15 protein-coding genes are annotated in these 14,666 nt (G+C 66.8%); 8 read left to right on the top strand and 7 right to left on the bottom strand.

The window, feature by feature from the left end; genetic code table 11:
• The first annotated feature begins 19 nt into the window (after positions 1–19).
• Positions 20–766 (top strand): DUF429 domain-containing protein, encoded by a 747-nt coding sequence (locus H7J89_RS02405; protein WP_264036137.1) that lies wholly within the window; start codon positions 20–22, stop codon positions 764–766.
• Here H7J89_RS02405 and H7J89_RS02400 read toward each other — a convergent pair.
• Complete coding sequence (locus H7J89_RS02400) at positions 700–1,362, bottom strand: TetR/AcrR family transcriptional regulator (RefSeq protein ID WP_372513696.1); 663 nt, start codon at positions 1,360–1,362, stop codon at positions 700–702. The genes H7J89_RS02405 and H7J89_RS02400 overlap by 67 nt on opposite strands.
• 73 nt (positions 1,363–1,435) lie before the next feature.
• Between H7J89_RS02400 and H7J89_RS02395 the strand changes: the two genes are divergently transcribed.
• Together H7J89_RS02395 and H7J89_RS02390 are read left to right on the top strand one after the other, a co-directional pair.
• The gene (locus tag H7J89_RS02395; RefSeq protein ID WP_264036135.1) at positions 1,436–2,353 is read left to right on the top strand and encodes an alpha/beta hydrolase-fold protein; all 918 of its coding nucleotides are present in this window, start codon (positions 1,436–1,438) and stop codon (positions 2,351–2,353) included.
• A 75-nt stretch (positions 2,354–2,428) separates the two neighbouring features.
• The gene (locus H7J89_RS02390; protein WP_264036133.1) at positions 2,429–4,012 is read left to right on the top strand and encodes a gamma-glutamyltransferase family protein; all 1,584 of its coding nucleotides are present in this window, start codon (positions 2,429–2,431) and stop codon (positions 4,010–4,012) included.
• Here the strand turns inward: H7J89_RS02390 and purD are convergent.
• Positions 4,009–5,277 (bottom strand): phosphoribosylamine--glycine ligase, encoded by a 1,269-nt coding sequence (gene purD, locus H7J89_RS02385; RefSeq protein WP_264036132.1) that lies wholly within the window; start codon positions 5,275–5,277, stop codon positions 4,009–4,011. The two genes, H7J89_RS02390 and purD, sit on opposite strands and share 4 nt — an antisense overlap.
• 24 nt (positions 5,278–5,301) lie before the next feature.
• A complete protein-coding gene (locus H7J89_RS02380) occupies positions 5,302–5,733 on the bottom strand; it encodes a MarR family winged helix-turn-helix transcriptional regulator (RefSeq protein WP_231989201.1) in 432 nt (143 codons plus the stop codon).
• Positions 5,734–5,791: 58 nt separating this feature from the next.
• Between H7J89_RS02380 and H7J89_RS02375 the strand changes: the two genes are divergently transcribed.
• Complete coding sequence (locus H7J89_RS02375; protein WP_264036128.1) at positions 5,792–6,877, top strand: aldo/keto reductase; 1,086 nt, start codon at positions 5,792–5,794, stop codon at positions 6,875–6,877.
• A 6-nt stretch (positions 6,878–6,883) separates the two neighbouring features.
• Here H7J89_RS02375 and H7J89_RS02370 read toward each other — a convergent pair whose 3' ends face one another.
• From H7J89_RS02370 to H7J89_RS02355, 4 genes are read right to left on the bottom strand one after another with little or no spacing between them, the layout of a single operon-like run.
• On the bottom strand, positions 6,884–7,318 hold the full coding sequence (locus H7J89_RS02370; RefSeq protein WP_264036285.1) for a carboxymuconolactone decarboxylase family protein: 435 nt from the start codon (positions 7,316–7,318) through the stop codon (positions 6,884–6,886).
• Complete coding sequence (locus H7J89_RS02365) at positions 7,318–8,178, bottom strand: NAD(P)-dependent oxidoreductase (RefSeq protein ID WP_264036127.1); 861 nt, start codon at positions 8,176–8,178, stop codon at positions 7,318–7,320. The genes H7J89_RS02370 and H7J89_RS02365 overlap by 1 nt, the downstream gene beginning before the upstream one ends.
• The gene (locus H7J89_RS02360) at positions 8,175–8,924 is read right to left on the bottom strand and encodes an SDR family oxidoreductase (RefSeq protein WP_067203130.1); all 750 of its coding nucleotides are present in this window, start codon (positions 8,922–8,924) and stop codon (positions 8,175–8,177) included. Before H7J89_RS02360 ends, H7J89_RS02365 begins: the two co-directional genes overlap by 4 nt.
• A gap of 14 nt (positions 8,925–8,938) precedes the next feature.
• The gene (locus H7J89_RS02355; RefSeq protein WP_264036283.1) at positions 8,939–10,408 is read right to left on the bottom strand and encodes an aldehyde dehydrogenase; all 1,470 of its coding nucleotides are present in this window, start codon (positions 10,406–10,408) and stop codon (positions 8,939–8,941) included.
• Positions 10,409–10,626: 218 nt separating this feature from the next.
• Here H7J89_RS02355 and H7J89_RS02350 point away from each other — a divergent pair, with 218 nt between their 5' ends.
• Genes H7J89_RS02350 through cyp51 form a run of 4 tightly spaced genes read left to right on the top strand, consistent with a single transcriptional unit; the run spans position 10,627 to position 14,665 of the window.
• Positions 10,627–11,265 carry a TetR family transcriptional regulator gene (locus H7J89_RS02350; RefSeq protein ID WP_264036125.1) on the top strand — a complete coding sequence of 213 codons (639 nt, stop codon included), beginning with the start codon at positions 10,627–10,629 and terminating at the stop codon, positions 11,263–11,265.
• Complete coding sequence (locus H7J89_RS02345; protein ID WP_264036123.1) at positions 11,262–12,488, top strand: cytochrome P450; 1,227 nt, start codon at positions 11,262–11,264, stop codon at positions 12,486–12,488. The genes H7J89_RS02350 and H7J89_RS02345 overlap by 4 nt, the downstream gene beginning before the upstream one ends.
• Positions 12,489–13,313 carry an SDR family oxidoreductase gene (locus H7J89_RS02340; RefSeq protein WP_264036121.1) on the top strand — a complete coding sequence of 275 codons (825 nt, stop codon included), beginning with the start codon at positions 12,489–12,491 and terminating at the stop codon, positions 13,311–13,313.
• Positions 13,310–14,665 (top strand): lanosterol 14-alpha demethylase, encoded by a 1,356-nt coding sequence (gene cyp51, locus H7J89_RS02335; protein ID WP_264036119.1) that lies wholly within the window; start codon positions 13,310–13,312, stop codon positions 14,663–14,665. The genes H7J89_RS02340 and cyp51 overlap by 4 nt, the downstream gene beginning before the upstream one ends.
• Position 14,666: the final 1 nt, after the last annotated feature.

Below are 14,666 nucleotides of genomic sequence, written 5' to 3'. Positions count from 1 at the left end.
ACGCCATACCCTGGGCAGGATGTACTTCGCCGGCGTCGATCTGGCGTGGGCCGGACGCAATCCCACCGGGGTCGCGGTCGTCGACGCCGGGGGCTGCCTCGTGCACATCGATGCCGTCGGCGACGACGCGGCGGTGCTCGCCGCATTGTCGCCCTATGTGCAGGAGCAGTGCCTGGTCGGATTCGACGCGCCGCTGGTGGTGACCAACCCGACGGGCCAGCGCCCCGCCGAAGCGGCGCTCAACCGCGACTTCCGCAAGTTCGAAGCCGGGGCGCACCCGGCCAACACGGCGAAACCGGAGTTCGCCGACGGCCCGCGCGCGGCGCGACTGGCGCGGGCGATGGGACTGGACATGGACCCGCGGTCACCAGCGTCCCGACGCGCCATCGAGGTCTACCCGCATCCGGCAACCGTCGTCCTGTTCCGGCTGGAGCGAACGCTCAAGTACAAGGCCAAGCCCGGCCGCGGCGTCGATCAGCTCAAATCCGAGCTGCTCTTGCTGATGGACGGCGTCGAGAAGCTCGCGCACGCTGAGGTGCCCCTGCAGGTGGCGGGTAATGAAGAGTGGACTCGGCTGCGCAGGCGCGTAACCACCGCCGAGCGCAAAAGCGAGCTGCGCCGCGCCGAGGATCCCGTCGACGCCGTCGTCTGCGCCTATGTGGCGCTCTACGCGCAGCGCAGCCCGGCGGATGTCACGATTTACGGCGACTTTGCCACCGGGTACATCGTGACGCCTTCGCTGCCGGCCGACCGCAGGGGCCGTTGATCGATGGGGGCGAGCACTTCGATGAGATCGACCACCGTCCCCAGCGCGGCCGCCCGAGGATCGCGGCCCTCGACCAACGCGGACACCACCGAACCGTCGACCGCGCAGATCAGCGTGCACACCAGCTCGATGTGCACCGTGCGGCCCGATCGCTCGATGGCCTCGGCCACGGCCTCGGCGCGCTGCCGCAGGCTGCGACGCATGGTCTCACGCAATGCGGGCAGCCGGGTGCACGCGATGTGTCGCTCGTAGCGCGAGATCAACTGATCGCTGAGCCCCGGGCTGGACACGTCGCCGACGAGCAGATCGACCAACACCTCGGCGATGGTCTCCGGTCCGCGGCGCCGGCGGGAAAGGGCGGTAACCCGCGACCGCAGCTGCGCCACCTCGATCATCGCGATGTGTTCGACGGCGCGCGCAATCAAATCATCAAGGGACGAGAAGTAATACGTCGTAGACGCCAACGGCAGTCCGGCCCGCCGAGCGACCGCGCGGTGGCCCACCGCATCGAATCCGCCTTCGGCAAGCAGCTCGGCGGCGGCGCTCACGAGCGCATACCGCCGACGTTCTCCCTTCGGAGTGACTGCTGCCGTCACGAGTAGCCATCGTGCCAGCCAAAGTGGTACTGCATTGCCATTTCGGCCAAACGGCCCGCCAAACGAACGTGGCATGATGGCCCGCATGCCCGACTTGAGCCGCCGCGCCCTGCTGGGTCTCGGCGCCAGCGCCGCCGCGGGCGCAGCGGGCACGTATGCGCTCGACATCCTGTTCAAACCCCGACCATCTCAGGCTATGCCGCTGTCGCCGGCCGGCAGCCAGGCGCCGCTGGCGCCGCGGCCGGCCCCACCCCTCGAGCCGGCTCCCCCGGGTCAGCCGGCGCCCACCATGGTGACGGGTTCCTTCGTCTCGGCGGCGCGCGGTGGCGTCAACACCAGCTGGGCCATCGCACGACCGCCCGGCCAAACGAAGACGCTGCGACCGGTCATCGCGCTGCACGGCAAGGGCAGCGACGCATCCACGGTGATGGCCGGCGGCGTCGAACAGGGCCTGGCCCAAGCCGTCAACGCGGGCCTGCCGCCGTTTGCCGTGGTCGCCGTCGACGGTGGCGGCAGTTATTGGCACAAGAGGGCGTCCGGCGAAGACAGCGGGGCCATGGTGCTCGACGAGCTCATCCCGATGTTGAGTAGTCAAGGCCTGGACACCTCGCGGGTGGCGTTCTTGGGCTGGTCGATGGGCGGCTACGGGGCGTTGCTGCTGGGGGGCCGGCTGGGTCCGGCCCGCACCGCGGCGATCTGCGCGGTCAGTCCCGCATTGTGGCTCTCCTCCGGCGCGGCTGCGCCTGGTGCCTTCGACGGGCCCGACGACTTCGCGGCGAATTCGGTGTTCGGGATGCCCGCACTGGGGTCGATTCCGATTCGGGTCGATTGCGGCGACGGCGATCCGTTTTACGCCGCGACCAAACAGTTCATCGCGCAACTGCCACATCCGCCCGCGGGCGGTTTCTCGCCCGGCGGCCACAACGGGGAGTTCTGGAGTTCGCAGCTGCCCGCCGAGCTGACCTGGATGGCGCCGCTGCTGACGGCGTGAATGCCCTTGGCCACCGTGCGTCACGCTAGCGCGGCGCTGGGCACCGAGCGTCACGCCAGCGCTACGCTCGCGAAGGTGACGGCACCCTTCGATTGGGAGTTCCCTTACGCGTGGCCGCGAAAGCCCATGCTGGCGGACAACGTTGTGTGCACGTCACAACCGCTGGCAGCCCAAGCGGGCCTTCGGATGCTCGCCGACGGAGGAAGCGCGGTGGATGCGGCCATCGCCACCGCGATCGCGCTCACGGTGGTGGAGCCCGTCTCCAACGGCATCGGCTCGGATGCCTTCGCCATCGTGTGGGACGGCCGACGCTTGCACGGGCTGAATGCCTCCGGCCGTTCGCCCGCGGCCTGGACCCCGGAATACTTCGGCGGCGACGCCGTTCCGGTGGTCGGCTGGAACGCGGTCACCGTGCCCGGGGCGGTGTCGGCATGGACCGAATTGCACGCCAAGTTCGGCAAGCTCCAGTTCGAAAAGCTCTTTGAGCCCGCAATCGGCTACGCGCGCAACGGGTTCCTGGTCTCACCGACCGTCGCCGAGCAATGGGCGGCGCAGCTACCGCTGTTCGAAAACCAGCCCGGCTTCGCAGCCGCCTTCATGCCCGCCGGGCGGGCGCCCAAACCCGGTGAGCGGTTCAGCTTCGCCGACCAGGCCGCCACGCTCGAGAAGATCGCTACGACCAACGGCGACGCGTTCTACCGCGGAGAGCTGGCCGCCCAACTTGAGGCGCACGCCCTGGCCAACGACGGCGTGATGCGCGCCAGTGACCTCGCCACTCACCGCGTCGACTGGGTGGGCACCATCCGCGGCAGCTACCGCGGGTACACCGTCCACGAGATCCCGCCCAACGGTCACGGGATCGTGGCCCTGATCGCCCTGGGAATCCTGCAGCACTTCGACATGGGCTCGTTTCCAGTCGATTCCGCCGACAGCGTGCACCTGCAGATCGAGGCGGTGAAGCTGGCCTTTGCCGACGCGCAGGCCTACGTCGCCGACATCGAGCACATGCCGGTCCGCCCGGAACACCTCCTGGACGCGGACTACCTGAGGCAACGCGCGGCCCTGATCGATCGCGCGCGGGCGAGGCCGGCGTCAGCGGGCGCTCCGCGTGGGGGAACCGTGTATCTGACCGCCGCCGACGCCGCGGGGACGATGGTGTCGATGATCCAGTCGAACTACATGGGATTCGGGTCCGGTGTCGTGGTGCCGGGCACCGGGATATCGCTTCAGAACCGCGGCGCGAATTTCGCTGCGGCCGAAGGACACCCGAACCGGGTGGGGCCGGCCAAACGGCCTTACCACACGATCATCCCGGGCTTTGTCACCAAAGACGGCGCCCCCGTGATGAGCTTCGGCGTGATGGGCGGAACGATGCAGCCGCAGGGTCACACCCAGGTGATGGTGCGCATCGCCGACCATGGACAGAATCCGCAGGCCGCGTGTGACGGCCCTCGGTTCCGGTGGGTGCAAGGCATGCAGGTCAGCTGCGAGAAAGGCTTCCCGGCCGCGACGCTCGACGGGCTTCGCCGCCGCGGACATGACCTGGTTGCCGTGGACGACTACAACCAGTTCGGCAGCTGCCAGGCGATCTGGCGGCTCGACGGCGGCTACCTGGCGGCGAGCGATCCCCGCCGCGACGGCCAGGCCGCGGGTTTCTAGACGCTGATCTTACCCTCGGCCGCCAACAGCGCGATGTCGCTTCGAAAGTGGCTGCCCGGCAATCGAATCGACCGCATCAGCTCGTACGCTTGCGACCGCGCGGCGGTGAGGTCGGCGCCGGTGCCCACCACCGACAGCACGCGGCCCCCCGACGAGACCACCTCGCCGTCGTCGCGACGCGCCGTCCCGGCGTGCAGCACCCCCTCGGCTTCCGAGCCGGCGACGACGTCCCCGACGCGAGGACGCCCGGGATAGTTCTCCGCCGCCAGCACCACCGTGACAGCCGCCCCCTCGTGCCAGCGCAGCTCGCCGAAGTCGGCCAGCTTGCCGGTGCCCGCCGCGTACAGCAGCTGCCCGAGCGGCGATTCCAGCAGCGCCAGCACGGCCTGGGTCTCCGGATCGCCGAACCGGCAGTTGAATTCGACCACGGCCGGCCCGTTGGTGGTGATCGCCAGTCCGACGTACAGCAATCCGCAGAACGGGCTGCCACGCTGAACCATTTCCGCCGCAACGGGTTCGACGATATTGCCGACGATGTCCCGGTACACCTCGTCGGGAAGCCACGGAACCGGTGCGTAGGCGCCCATGCCGCCGGTGTTGGGTCCGGTGTCGCCGTCGCCGACACGCTTGAAGTCCTGCGCCGGCAACAGCGGCACCACCGTCTCGCCGTCGACGACACAGAACAGCGACACCTCCGGGCCGTCCAGATACGACTCCAGCAGCACCGGGTGGCCCGCCTCGAGCAGTCCGGCGGCGTGCGCGCGGGCGACGCCGCGGTCCGCGGTCACCACTACGCCCTTGCCCGCGGCCAGCCTGTCGTCCTTGACCACCCAGGCGGGGTCGCCCGCCGGAGGCCCGAACCGATCCAGGGCGGCGTCCAAATGCGCCGGGCTGTCAACGGTTTCGCTTGCCGCGGTACGCACGCCGGCCGCGGCCATGACCTCCTTGGCGAACGCCTTGGAGCCTTCGATGCGGGCGGCGTCCTTGCTGGGCCCGAAGCAGACGATGCCCGCGGCTCGCAGCGCGTCGGCCACCCCCAGCACCAACGGCACCTCGGGACCGATCACCACCAGGTCGGCACCGAGCTCGCGCGCCAAGGCGACGACGTCGGAATTCGACGTGATGTCGACGTCATGCTGATCGGCCACGCGGGCGGTACCGGCATTGCCGGGAGCGACGAACAGGCCCGTGACCTGGGGGTCTTTCCGAAGCGCCAGCAACAGCGCATGCTCTCGTGCACCCGAACCGATCACCAGAACTCGCACGACACGTCAGACTAGCTCAGGCGTTCAGACGATTCGCTCCAGCAGGTCTTTCAGCTCTTTTTGCTGCGCGGCAGTGAGGCGTCCGAGACGCTTATTGAACTCGTCGGACAGCAGCGCCAGCCCGTCCGTGGCGGCCTTACGTCCGGCCGGAGTGAGCAGTAGTCGATGGCGCCGCAGATCGGAGGCGTCGATCTCACGACGCACGAATCCCGCGGCCTCCAGTCGTTTGAGGTAGACGGTGACCGTCGCCTTGGGCATGCTCAACGTCGCCGCCAGTTCGGCGGGGTAGGGGTGCTCGTCGATCTCGGCGAGCAGGAACAGCTCTTTGGATTCGAGCCCCAGCGCGCAGATGTCGGGTTCGGCGCACGAGATGACCGACAGCAGCACGCGGTAGTTCAACGACCAGATCTTGGCCGCGTCGATCGCAGGCTTCGACTTGCCTGATCGTTCAGACATGAACTAGTTTAGAATTGAACAAGACCACAATCGAACAATTTACCAGAAGGCGGCCCCTATGCCCCTGGATCAATACGTGACACTCGGACGGTCCGGATTGCGCGTCAGCCCCTTGTGCCTGGGCGCCATGACGTTCGGCGAGGACCTCGGCTGGGGAACCAGTGTCGAAGAGTCCCAACAGATCATCGACCGGTACACCGAACTCGGCGGCAACTTCGTTGACACCGCCAACTTCTACACCCGAAGCCATTCCGAGAAGATCATCGGCGACCATGTCGGTCGCAACGCTGCCCGCCGGGATCGATTGGTGATCGCCACCAAGTTCAGCGGCAACCTGTATCCAGGCGATCCCAACGGAGGGGGCTCGGGCCGTAAGTCGCTGATCAACGCTTGCGACAACTCCCTGCGGCGTCTGCAAACCGACTACATCGACCTGTACTGGCTGCACATCTGGGACGCGAACACTCCGATCGACGAGACGATGTCGGCGCTCGACGACCTCGTCCGCGCCGGAAAGGTGCGCTACATCGGCGTTTCGGACACCCCGGCATGGAAGATCGCCGAGGCCAACCTCATCGCCCGGTTCCGTGGCTGGTCGAGCTTCGTCGGCCTGCAAGTCGAGTACTCGCTCTTGGAACGCGCCATAGAACAGGAACTCGCCCCGATGGCAGCGGAGTTCGGCCTCGGCATCACACCATGGTCGCCGCTGAAGAGCGGCGTGCTCAGCGGCAAGTACACCCGCGCCACTGCCGGTCAGCACGACGCCGATCGCGGCGCGATGGTCGACGCATTCCTCAGCGAGAAGACCTACGCGCTGATCGACGAACTCGAAGGCATCGCCAAGGCGCACGAGACGAACGTCGCCAGCGTCGCACTGGCCTGGGTGCTCGCGCAGCCCGCCGTCTCCTCGGTCATCATCGGGGCGCGCAGGCTCGCGCAGCTCGAGGACAACGTCCGCGCCGTCGATGTGCGGCTCAGCGCCGACGAACTGGGCCGGCTCGACGCGCTGACCAAGCCGAAATTCGGTTTCCCGCACAACATGCTGGAAATGGCGCCGGGCATCATCAACGGCGGGACGTCGGTCAACGGCGGCTCCGCGCCGATCTCCGAGTACGTGATGCCCGAAGGCGGCCGGCCTTACTGATATCGGTCAGTCCTTGTCCCCGGAGTGCATCTTCAGGGCGGCGTCCACATTGGCCTTCTTGTCCTCTCCGGTACCCTTCGCCGCAGCCTTCTTGCGCTTCGCCACGACGGCGCTCACCGCACCGTTGAACGCCGAACCCAGCGGGAATCCGAGATAGTGGGTGAGGAAGACGGCCATCTCCTTGAGTTCGTCCTCGGTGAGTTCCCCGTTGAGCAGTGCGGCGTTGATCTGGATCTCGGCCAGGTCGCGGCTTCCGACGGCCGTCACCGCCGTCAACGTCATGATCCGCTTGTCGCGCATCGAAAGTCCCGGCCGGGTCCAGATGCTGCCGAACAGGTGGTCGACGGTCAGGTCGAAATACGCGTCGCCCTCGATGTTGGGCATCTCCCAGCCGTAGACCTCGTTCATCTTTTCGAGGCCCTTGCGGCGAAGTTCGTCCATCACGTTTCTCTCTCTGTGTGCGGTACCCCAAGGCCGGCGGCCAGCCCGCCGTAGGCCAACCGGGCCAGCGGCAGATCCACCGACACCGCCTCGCCCAGGGCCAGCGCCAGGCTCAGGTCTTTCTCCCCCAGCCCCCGGGTGTGCATGAACGGCTGGTACAGGAAATGTTCCGGCTCAAGGTCTTTCATGTCATCGCGGACCATTATCGCGCCGGGCCCGCCGGTGAGGGCATCGGTGTGACGCACCACTCGACCGAGCGCCTGCAGATCCAGGCCCGCCGCCTCCGCCAGTTTCATGGCTTCACACGCCGCGACATACGAAGTGAACGTCAACATGTTGCGGGCCAGCTTCATTCGGGTCCCGGCGCCCGGCTCACCGGCGTGGATGACCACCGCAGCCCAGTGTTTGAACGCCGGCTTGATCCGCTCGTACACCTCCCGATCGGCCCCGACCATGGTGGCCAGCTCGCCTTTCGCGGCGGCCGCGGCGCCACCGCTGACCGGCGCGTCCACGACATGGATGCCCTGCGGCTTGAGGTCACTGGCCAGTTCCGCAGCCGTGGTATCGCTGATGGTCGAGTGGATCGCGATGACCGTTCCGGGCTTGGCGTGGGCGGCCAGCTCGCCGACGACCTCGCGCACCTGCGCATCGTCGAGGACGGTGACGTGGATAATGTCGGCGGCGGCGGCGACGTCGGCGACGCTGTCGGCCAGGCCGGCGCCCTTCTCGGCCAGCGGCGTCATCGCCTCCGTCCGGATATCGTAAACCGTCACCCCGCTGGGCCATTCGGTCATCTTCGTGGCCATCGGCGCACCCATGTTGCCCAGCCCGATGTAGCCAAGCCTCAAGTCGTTCGTCATGACCGGATTATCTGCCCGCCGTCAACGTTGAAGATCTGCCCCGTGATCCACGACGCCTCGTCGGAGAGCAAGAACAGGCACATCCCGACCAGATCCTCGGGAGTCCCCATGCGCGACAGGGGAAGACCCTTCACGATGTCGGCGACCATCTCCTGCGGCGTGGTGGTCCGGTTGGCTTCGGTGTCGATGGGCCCGGGCGCGATCGCGTTGATCCGGATGTTCTGGCCGCCCAACTCGCGGGACAACTGTTGGGTCAGGCCGTTCACGCCGACCTTGGCCAGGCCGTAGTAGTTCGAGTACAGCCACGCCGCCGTGGACGACTGGTTCACGATCGCCCCGCCGCCGCGCTTGGCCATCTTCTTATAGACGGCGCGGGTGCACCACAAGGCGCCGTCGAGGTTGACGCTCATGAACTTCTTGTAGTACTCGGGGTCGATCGTGAGCAGGAAATCCAGCTTCATGCCCCCAAAGATCGCGGCGTTGTTGACCAGATAATCGATGCCACCGAACTCGGCCAGCGCGCGGTCGGCCATCGCCTTCGCCGACGCCGGGTCGGACACATCGACCGGAACCGCCAGGGCCGTGCCGCCGTCGGCGACGATTTGCTTGGCCACCGCCTCGGCCGCCTCGGATTTGATGTCGGCCACGACAACCGCGGCACCTTCGCGTGCCAGCGCCTCGGCGTACGCCTGCCCGATGCCGCCACCAGAACCGGTGACGATCGCGACCTTGTTCTCAAACCGCATGCTCTCGAGCTCCTCTAGTTAACCGCTGTCGCGATGGTCTTGATTTCCAGGTACTCCTCGAAACCGGCCAGGCCCATCTCGCGGCCGTTGCCGGACTGCTTGTAACCGCCGAACGGGGCGTCGGCCGAATACCACACGCCGCCATTGACATTGATGGTGCCCGCGCGAACCCGTGCGGCAACCCTCGCCGCCCGATCCGGGTCAGCCCCGAAAACGGTGCCCGACAAGCCGTATGGCGAGTCGTTGGCAATGCGCACCGCGTCGTCGTCGCCGTCGTGCGGGATCACCGTCAGGACCGGGCCGAAAATCTCCTCGCGCGCGCAGCGGGCGTCGTTGCCCAGCCCCGCGATGACGGTGGGCTCGATGAAGAAACCGACGTCACGGCCGGCCGGCCGGCCGCCCCCGCACGCGAATGTGCCGCCCTCGGCGATCGCCGAGTCGAGGTAGCCCTGGATTCGGTCCCGCTGGCGCGCCGAAATCACCGGCCCGCAGATGGTTCCGGGGTCGGTGGGGTCACCGGCCTTGATGCCGCCCATTGTCGCGGCCGCGATGGCGACGGCTTCGTCATACTTCGCCCGCGGCACCACCAGCCGGGTGGTGATCGCGCATCCCTGCCCGGCGTGCATGCAGACCGAGAACCCTGCCACGCCCACGGCACCGCTCAGGTCGGCGTCGTCGAGGACAATGAACGCCGACTTGCCGCCGAGCTCGAGGAAGACCTTCTTGATGGTGGCGGCGCCGTCGGCCATCACGCTGCGACCGGTGGCGGTTGACCCTGTGAACGAAACCATGTCCACCCGTGGGTCTTTGGCCAACAGCGCACCCACGCCGTGGTCGCTGGAGGTGACGATGTTGATGACACCGGGCGGGAAGTCGGTGTGCTCGGCGATGAGCTCGCCCAGCACGGCGGCGCACCAGGGGGTGTCGGGGGCGGGTTTGAGGACCACGGTGTTTCCGGCGGCCAGCGCCGGTCCGATCTTGGCGAGGTTGATCTGGTGCGGGAAGTTCCACGGGGTGATCGCGCCGACGACTCCGACGGCCTCACGGGCGATGGTGCGCCGGGTGGGAATGCCCATCGGCGATGCCTCGCCGAGATCCTGGTTGTACTCATAGGATTCGGCGGTGTCCGCCGCGAACGCCAGGTCGTTGACCGGGACTTCGAGCTGGGCGATGCTGGTGAGCATCCGCGGCGCGCCGACCTCGGCGATGGTCAGGTCCCGCAGTTCTTCGAGGTGCTGCTGCATCGCCTCGCGCAGTTGGCGCACGCACCGCACTCGCAGCTCGGTGTCGCGCGACCAGTCGGTGTCATCGAAGGCGCGCCGCGCGGCGTCGACGGCGCGGCCCATGTCGTCGGCGCCGCCATCGGCCGCGGCCCCCAATACTTCCTCGGTCGCCGGATTGATCGTCGGGAACGTGCCGGCGCTGCCGGGCGACATCTTCCCGTCGATGAAAAGTGCGCTCACGCCGTCGGCCAGCAAGGCCATCTCCCGCTCCCGTCTCTGCGACCCATCGAGCACGCGAATACCATTGGATTTCAGTGGACAGTTGTCCGATATTATCCGATGGAACCATAGCCGCCCGGCTGTTGGCGGTGCAAGGGCCGATCTCGGCTGGCGCGGTTCTTGACCGAAAACAGCACATTAACCCGTATCTTCGCCGATCGGTCTTGCTTCCGGCGGAGTCGGTCCGATAGCTTGGACATGTGTCCAGCGATGCACTGGTGACGATCACGTCTCAGGCCGAGCACCAGACCGGCCGGCCCGCGCGAAACCGCCGCCAGGAGGAGACCTTCCGGAAGGTGCTCGCGGCGGGCATCGAAACGCTGCGCGAAAAGTCGTACGCCGACCTGACGGTGCGCGCGGTGGCGGCCCGCGCCAAAGTCGCCCCGGCCACGGCTTACACCTACTTCTCGTCGAAGAACCACCTGATCGCCGAGGTCTACCTGGACCTGGTGCGGCAGGTCCCCTACTTCACCGACGTCAACGACCCGATGCCCACCCGGGTGGAACAGGTGTTGCGCCACCTGGCCCTGGTGGTCGCCGATGAGCCAGAAGTCAGCGCCGCGTGCACGACGGCCTTACTCAGCGGAGGCGCCGAGCCCGCGGTGCGGGCCGCACGCGACCGGATCGGCGCGGAGATCCACCGCCGCATCACGTCCGCGATCGGCCCCGACGCCGACCCCACCGCCGTGTCCGCACTGGAGATGTCGTTCTTCGGGGCGCTCGTTCAGGCCGGCAGCGGCGAATTCACCTATCGCGAGATCGCCGACCGGCTGGCCTATGTGGTCAGGCTGATACTCACCGGCGCCGGAGAGACGAGCCAGGAGATAGACATCGAATGACCATCCATGTTGGCGACCACGAGCTGGTCCTTGATCCGTACGACTACGACTTCCATGAGGACCCGTACCCGTACTACAAGCGCCTCCGCGATGAAGCCCCTGTGTATCGCAACGAGGACCTGAAGTTCTGGGCGTTATCGCGGCACCAAGATGTGCTGCAGGGGTTCCGAAACAGCACCACGCTATCCAACAAGTACGGCGTCTCGCTGGATCCGGCATCGCGCGGCCCGCACGCTTCCAAGACGATGTCGTTTCTGGCAATGGACGATCCCGCCCATCTGCGCCTGCGGACGCTGGTGTCAAAAGGCTTCACACCGAGGAGGATTCGCGAACTCGAACCCCGGGTAACCGAGATCGCGACACAACACCTCGACACGATGCTGGAGAAGGCCAGGTCTTCAGCGGACGGCACCGTCGACTATGTCGACGAGTTCGCCGGGAAGCTGCCCATGGACGTCATCTCCGAGTTGATGGGTGTCCCCGAACCGGATCGAGTTCAGGTGCGCGCCTGGGCCGACGGGGTGATGCACCGCGCGGAGGGCGTCACCGACGTGCCGCCGGAGGCCGTCGAGGCATCCATCAACCTGATCGTCTACTACCAGGGGATGGTCGCCGAGCGGCGCAAGCAGCTGACGGAAGACCTGACCTCGGCGCTGCTGGAAGCCGAGATCGACGGCGACCGGCTCACGGACGAGGAAGTCCTCGGCTTCATGTTCCTGATGGTGATAGCCGGCAACGAGACGACCACCAAACTGCTTGCCAACGCCGCGTTTTGGGGCCACAAGAACCCCGAACAGCTGACCCCGGTCTACGCCGACTTGTCGCTGGTGCCGCTGTGGGTAGAGGAGACCCTGCGCTACGACACGTCCAGCCAGATCCTGGCCCGCACGGTGTCGGGGGAGCTCACCCTGTACGACACCACTATTCCCGAGGGCGACGTCCTGCTGCTGTTGCCCGGTTCCGGCCACCGCGACGAGCGGGTCTTCGACCGTCCCGACGACTATCTGATCGGCCGCGAAATCGGCCCCAAACTATTGAGTTTCGGTAGTGGCGCACATTTCTGCCTGGGCGCGCATCTGGCGCGGATGGAAGCCCGGGTCGCGCTCACCGAGTTGTTCAAGCGAATCCGCGGATATGAGGTGGACGAGGCCAACGCCGTCCGCGTCCACTCCAGCAATGTCCGCGGATTCGCTCACCTACCAATGACCGTGGAGGTCCGCTGAATGCCCCGCTTTGACCCCCTGCCCGAACGCCGGCCGGCCATCGTGGCCGGCGCCTCGTCCGGCATCGGAGAGGCTACCGCCATCGAACTTGCGGCACACGGCTTCCCGGTCGCGCTGGGCGCGCGCCGGGTCGAGAAGCTCAACTACATCGTCGGCAAGATCAATGCCGAAGGAGGCGAGGCGGTCGGATTCCACCTGGACGTCACCGATCCGAACTCGGTGAAATCCTTTGTTGCGCAGTCGGTCGACGCACTGGGCGACATCGAGGTGCTGGTGGCCGGCGCCGGCGACACGTACTTCGGCAAACTCGCCGAGATCACCACCGACGAGTTCGAGTCGCAACTGCAGATCCACCTCGTCGGCGCCAACCGGCTGGCCGCCGCGGTGCTGCCGGGAATGCTGGAGCGCCAGCGGGGCGATTTGATCTTCGTCGGCTCCGACGTGGCCCTGCGCCAGCGGCCACACATGGGCGCCTACGGCGCGGCCAAGGCCGCACTCGTGGCGATGGTCACCAACTTCCAGATGGAGCTCGAAGGCACCGGCGTGCGGGCCTCGATCGTGCACCCCGGCCCGACGAAGACCTCGATGGGCTGGAGCCTGCCGGCCGAGAAGATCGGCCCCGCACTGGAGGACTGGGCCAAGTGGGGCCAGGCCCGCCATGACTACTTCCTGCGTGCGGCGGACCTGGCGCGCGCCATCACGTTCGTCGCCGAGACACCGCGCGGCGGGTTCATCGCGAACATGGAGCTTCAGCCCGAAGCCCCATTGGCCGACAAGAAAGATCGACAGAAGCTCGCACTCGGCGAGGAGGGGATGCCGTCATGACAACCACCGCGATTGTGCCGCGGGTTTCCGGCGGCGAGGAAGAGCACGGTCACCTCGAGGAATTCCGCACCGACCCAATCGGTCTGATGAAGCGCGTCCGGGAAGAGTGTGGCGACGTCGGCTGGTTCCAGCTGGTCGACAAGCACGTCATCCTGTTGTCCGGCGCGGGCGCCAACGAATTCTTCTTCCGCTCCGCGGACGAGGATCTGGACCAGGCCGAGGCATACCCGTTCATGACGCCGATCTTCGGCAAGGGCGTCGTTTTCGACGCCAGCCCCGAGCGGCGCAAGGAGATGCTGCACAACTCGGCGTTGCGCGGCGAGCAGATGAAGGGCCACGCCAGCACGATCGAGGGCGAAGTCAAGAAGATGATCGCCAACTGGGGCGACGAGGGCGAGATCGAGCTGCTCGACTTCTTCGCGGAGCTGACCATCTACACCTCGACCGCCTGCCTGATCGGGCTGAAATTCCGTGAGCAGCTCGACCACCGGTTCGCGGAGTACTACCACGAGCTGGAACGCGGCACCGACCCGCTGTGCTACGTCGATCCCTACCTGCCGATCGACAGTTTCAAACGACGGGACGAGGCGCGCGTCAAACTCGTTGCGCTGGTACAGGAGATCATGGACCAGCGGCTGGCCAATCCACCGAAGGACAAGGGCGACCGCGACATGCTCGACGTGCTCGTCTCGATCAAGGACGAAGGCGGCAATCCCCGATTCTCGGCCGACGAGGTCACCGGCATGTTCATCTCGCTGATGTTCGCGGGGCACCACACCAGCTCGGGGACCTCGGCGTGGACGTTGATCGAGTTGATCCGCCACCCCGATGTGTACGCCGAGGTGCTGGCCGAACTCGAGGAGCTGTACGCCGACGGCCAAGAGGTGAGTTTCCATGCGCTGCGGTCGATTCCGAAGCTGGACAACGTTGTCAAAGAGACCCTACGGCTGCACCCGCCGCTGATCATCTTGATGCGGGTGGCCCAGGGCGAGTTCGAGGTCGAGGGCTTCGGAATCCACAAGGGCGACTACGTCGCCGCGTCCCCGGCGATAAGCAATCGCATCCCCGAGGACTTCCCCGATCCGGATGCGTTCAAGCCCGACCGCTACAACAAGCCCGAGCAGGCCGACATCGTCAACCGGTGGACCTGGATTCCGTTCGGCGCGGGGCGACACCGGTGCGTCGGCGCCGCCTTCGCCCAGATGCAGATCAAGGCGATCTTCTCGGTTCTGCTGCGCGAGTATGAATTCGAGATGGCGCAGCCTGCCGACAGCTACCACAACGATCACTCCAAGATGGTCGTCCAGCTCGCCCGGCCGGCAAAAGTCCGCTACCGCAAGCGCCAGAAGTAGG

The organism is Mycobacterium paraffinicum (genome assembly GCF_025822865.1).
Lineage (GTDB): Bacteria > Actinomycetota > Actinomycetes > Mycobacteriales > Mycobacteriaceae > Mycobacterium > Mycobacterium paraffinicum.
The sequence above is the reverse complement of the archived record's forward strand: the minus strand, read 5'-3'. Positions and strand labels throughout refer to the sequence as shown.

Bases quoted from the DNA above. Each gene is read 5' to 3' on its own strand.
- H7J89_RS02360 (WP_067203130.1), bottom strand. From the start codon at position 8,924: ATGCGGTTTGAGAACAAGGTCGCGATCGTCACCGGTTCTGGTGGCGGC.
- H7J89_RS02355 (WP_264036283.1), bottom strand. From the start codon at position 10,408: ATGGCCTTGCTGGCCGACGGCGTGAGCGCACTTTTCATCGACGGGAAG.
- H7J89_RS02340 (WP_264036121.1), top strand. From the start codon at position 12,489: ATGCCCCGCTTTGACCCCCTGCCCGAACGCCGGCCGGCCATCGTGGCC.
- H7J89_RS02405 (WP_264036137.1), top strand. From the start codon at position 20: ATGTACTTCGCCGGCGTCGATCTGGCGTGGGCCGGACGCAATCCCACC.
- H7J89_RS02395 (WP_264036135.1), top strand. From the start codon at position 1,436: ATGATGGCCCGCATGCCCGACTTGAGCCGCCGCGCCCTGCTGGGTCTC.
- H7J89_RS02370 (WP_264036285.1), bottom strand. From the start codon at position 7,318: ATGGACGAACTTCGCCGCAAGGGCCTCGAAAAGATGAACGAGGTCTAC.
- H7J89_RS02375 (WP_264036128.1), top strand. From the start codon at position 5,792: ATGCCCCTGGATCAATACGTGACACTCGGACGGTCCGGATTGCGCGTC.
- cyp51 (WP_264036119.1), top strand. From the start codon at position 13,310: ATGACAACCACCGCGATTGTGCCGCGGGTTTCCGGCGGCGAGGAAGAG.
- H7J89_RS02345 (WP_264036123.1), top strand. From the start codon at position 11,262: ATGACCATCCATGTTGGCGACCACGAGCTGGTCCTTGATCCGTACGAC.
- H7J89_RS02380 (WP_231989201.1), bottom strand. From the start codon at position 5,733: ATGTCTGAACGATCAGGCAAGTCGAAGCCTGCGATCGACGCGGCCAAG.
- H7J89_RS02365 (WP_264036127.1), bottom strand. From the start codon at position 8,178: ATGACGAACGACTTGAGGCTTGGCTACATCGGGCTGGGCAACATGGGT.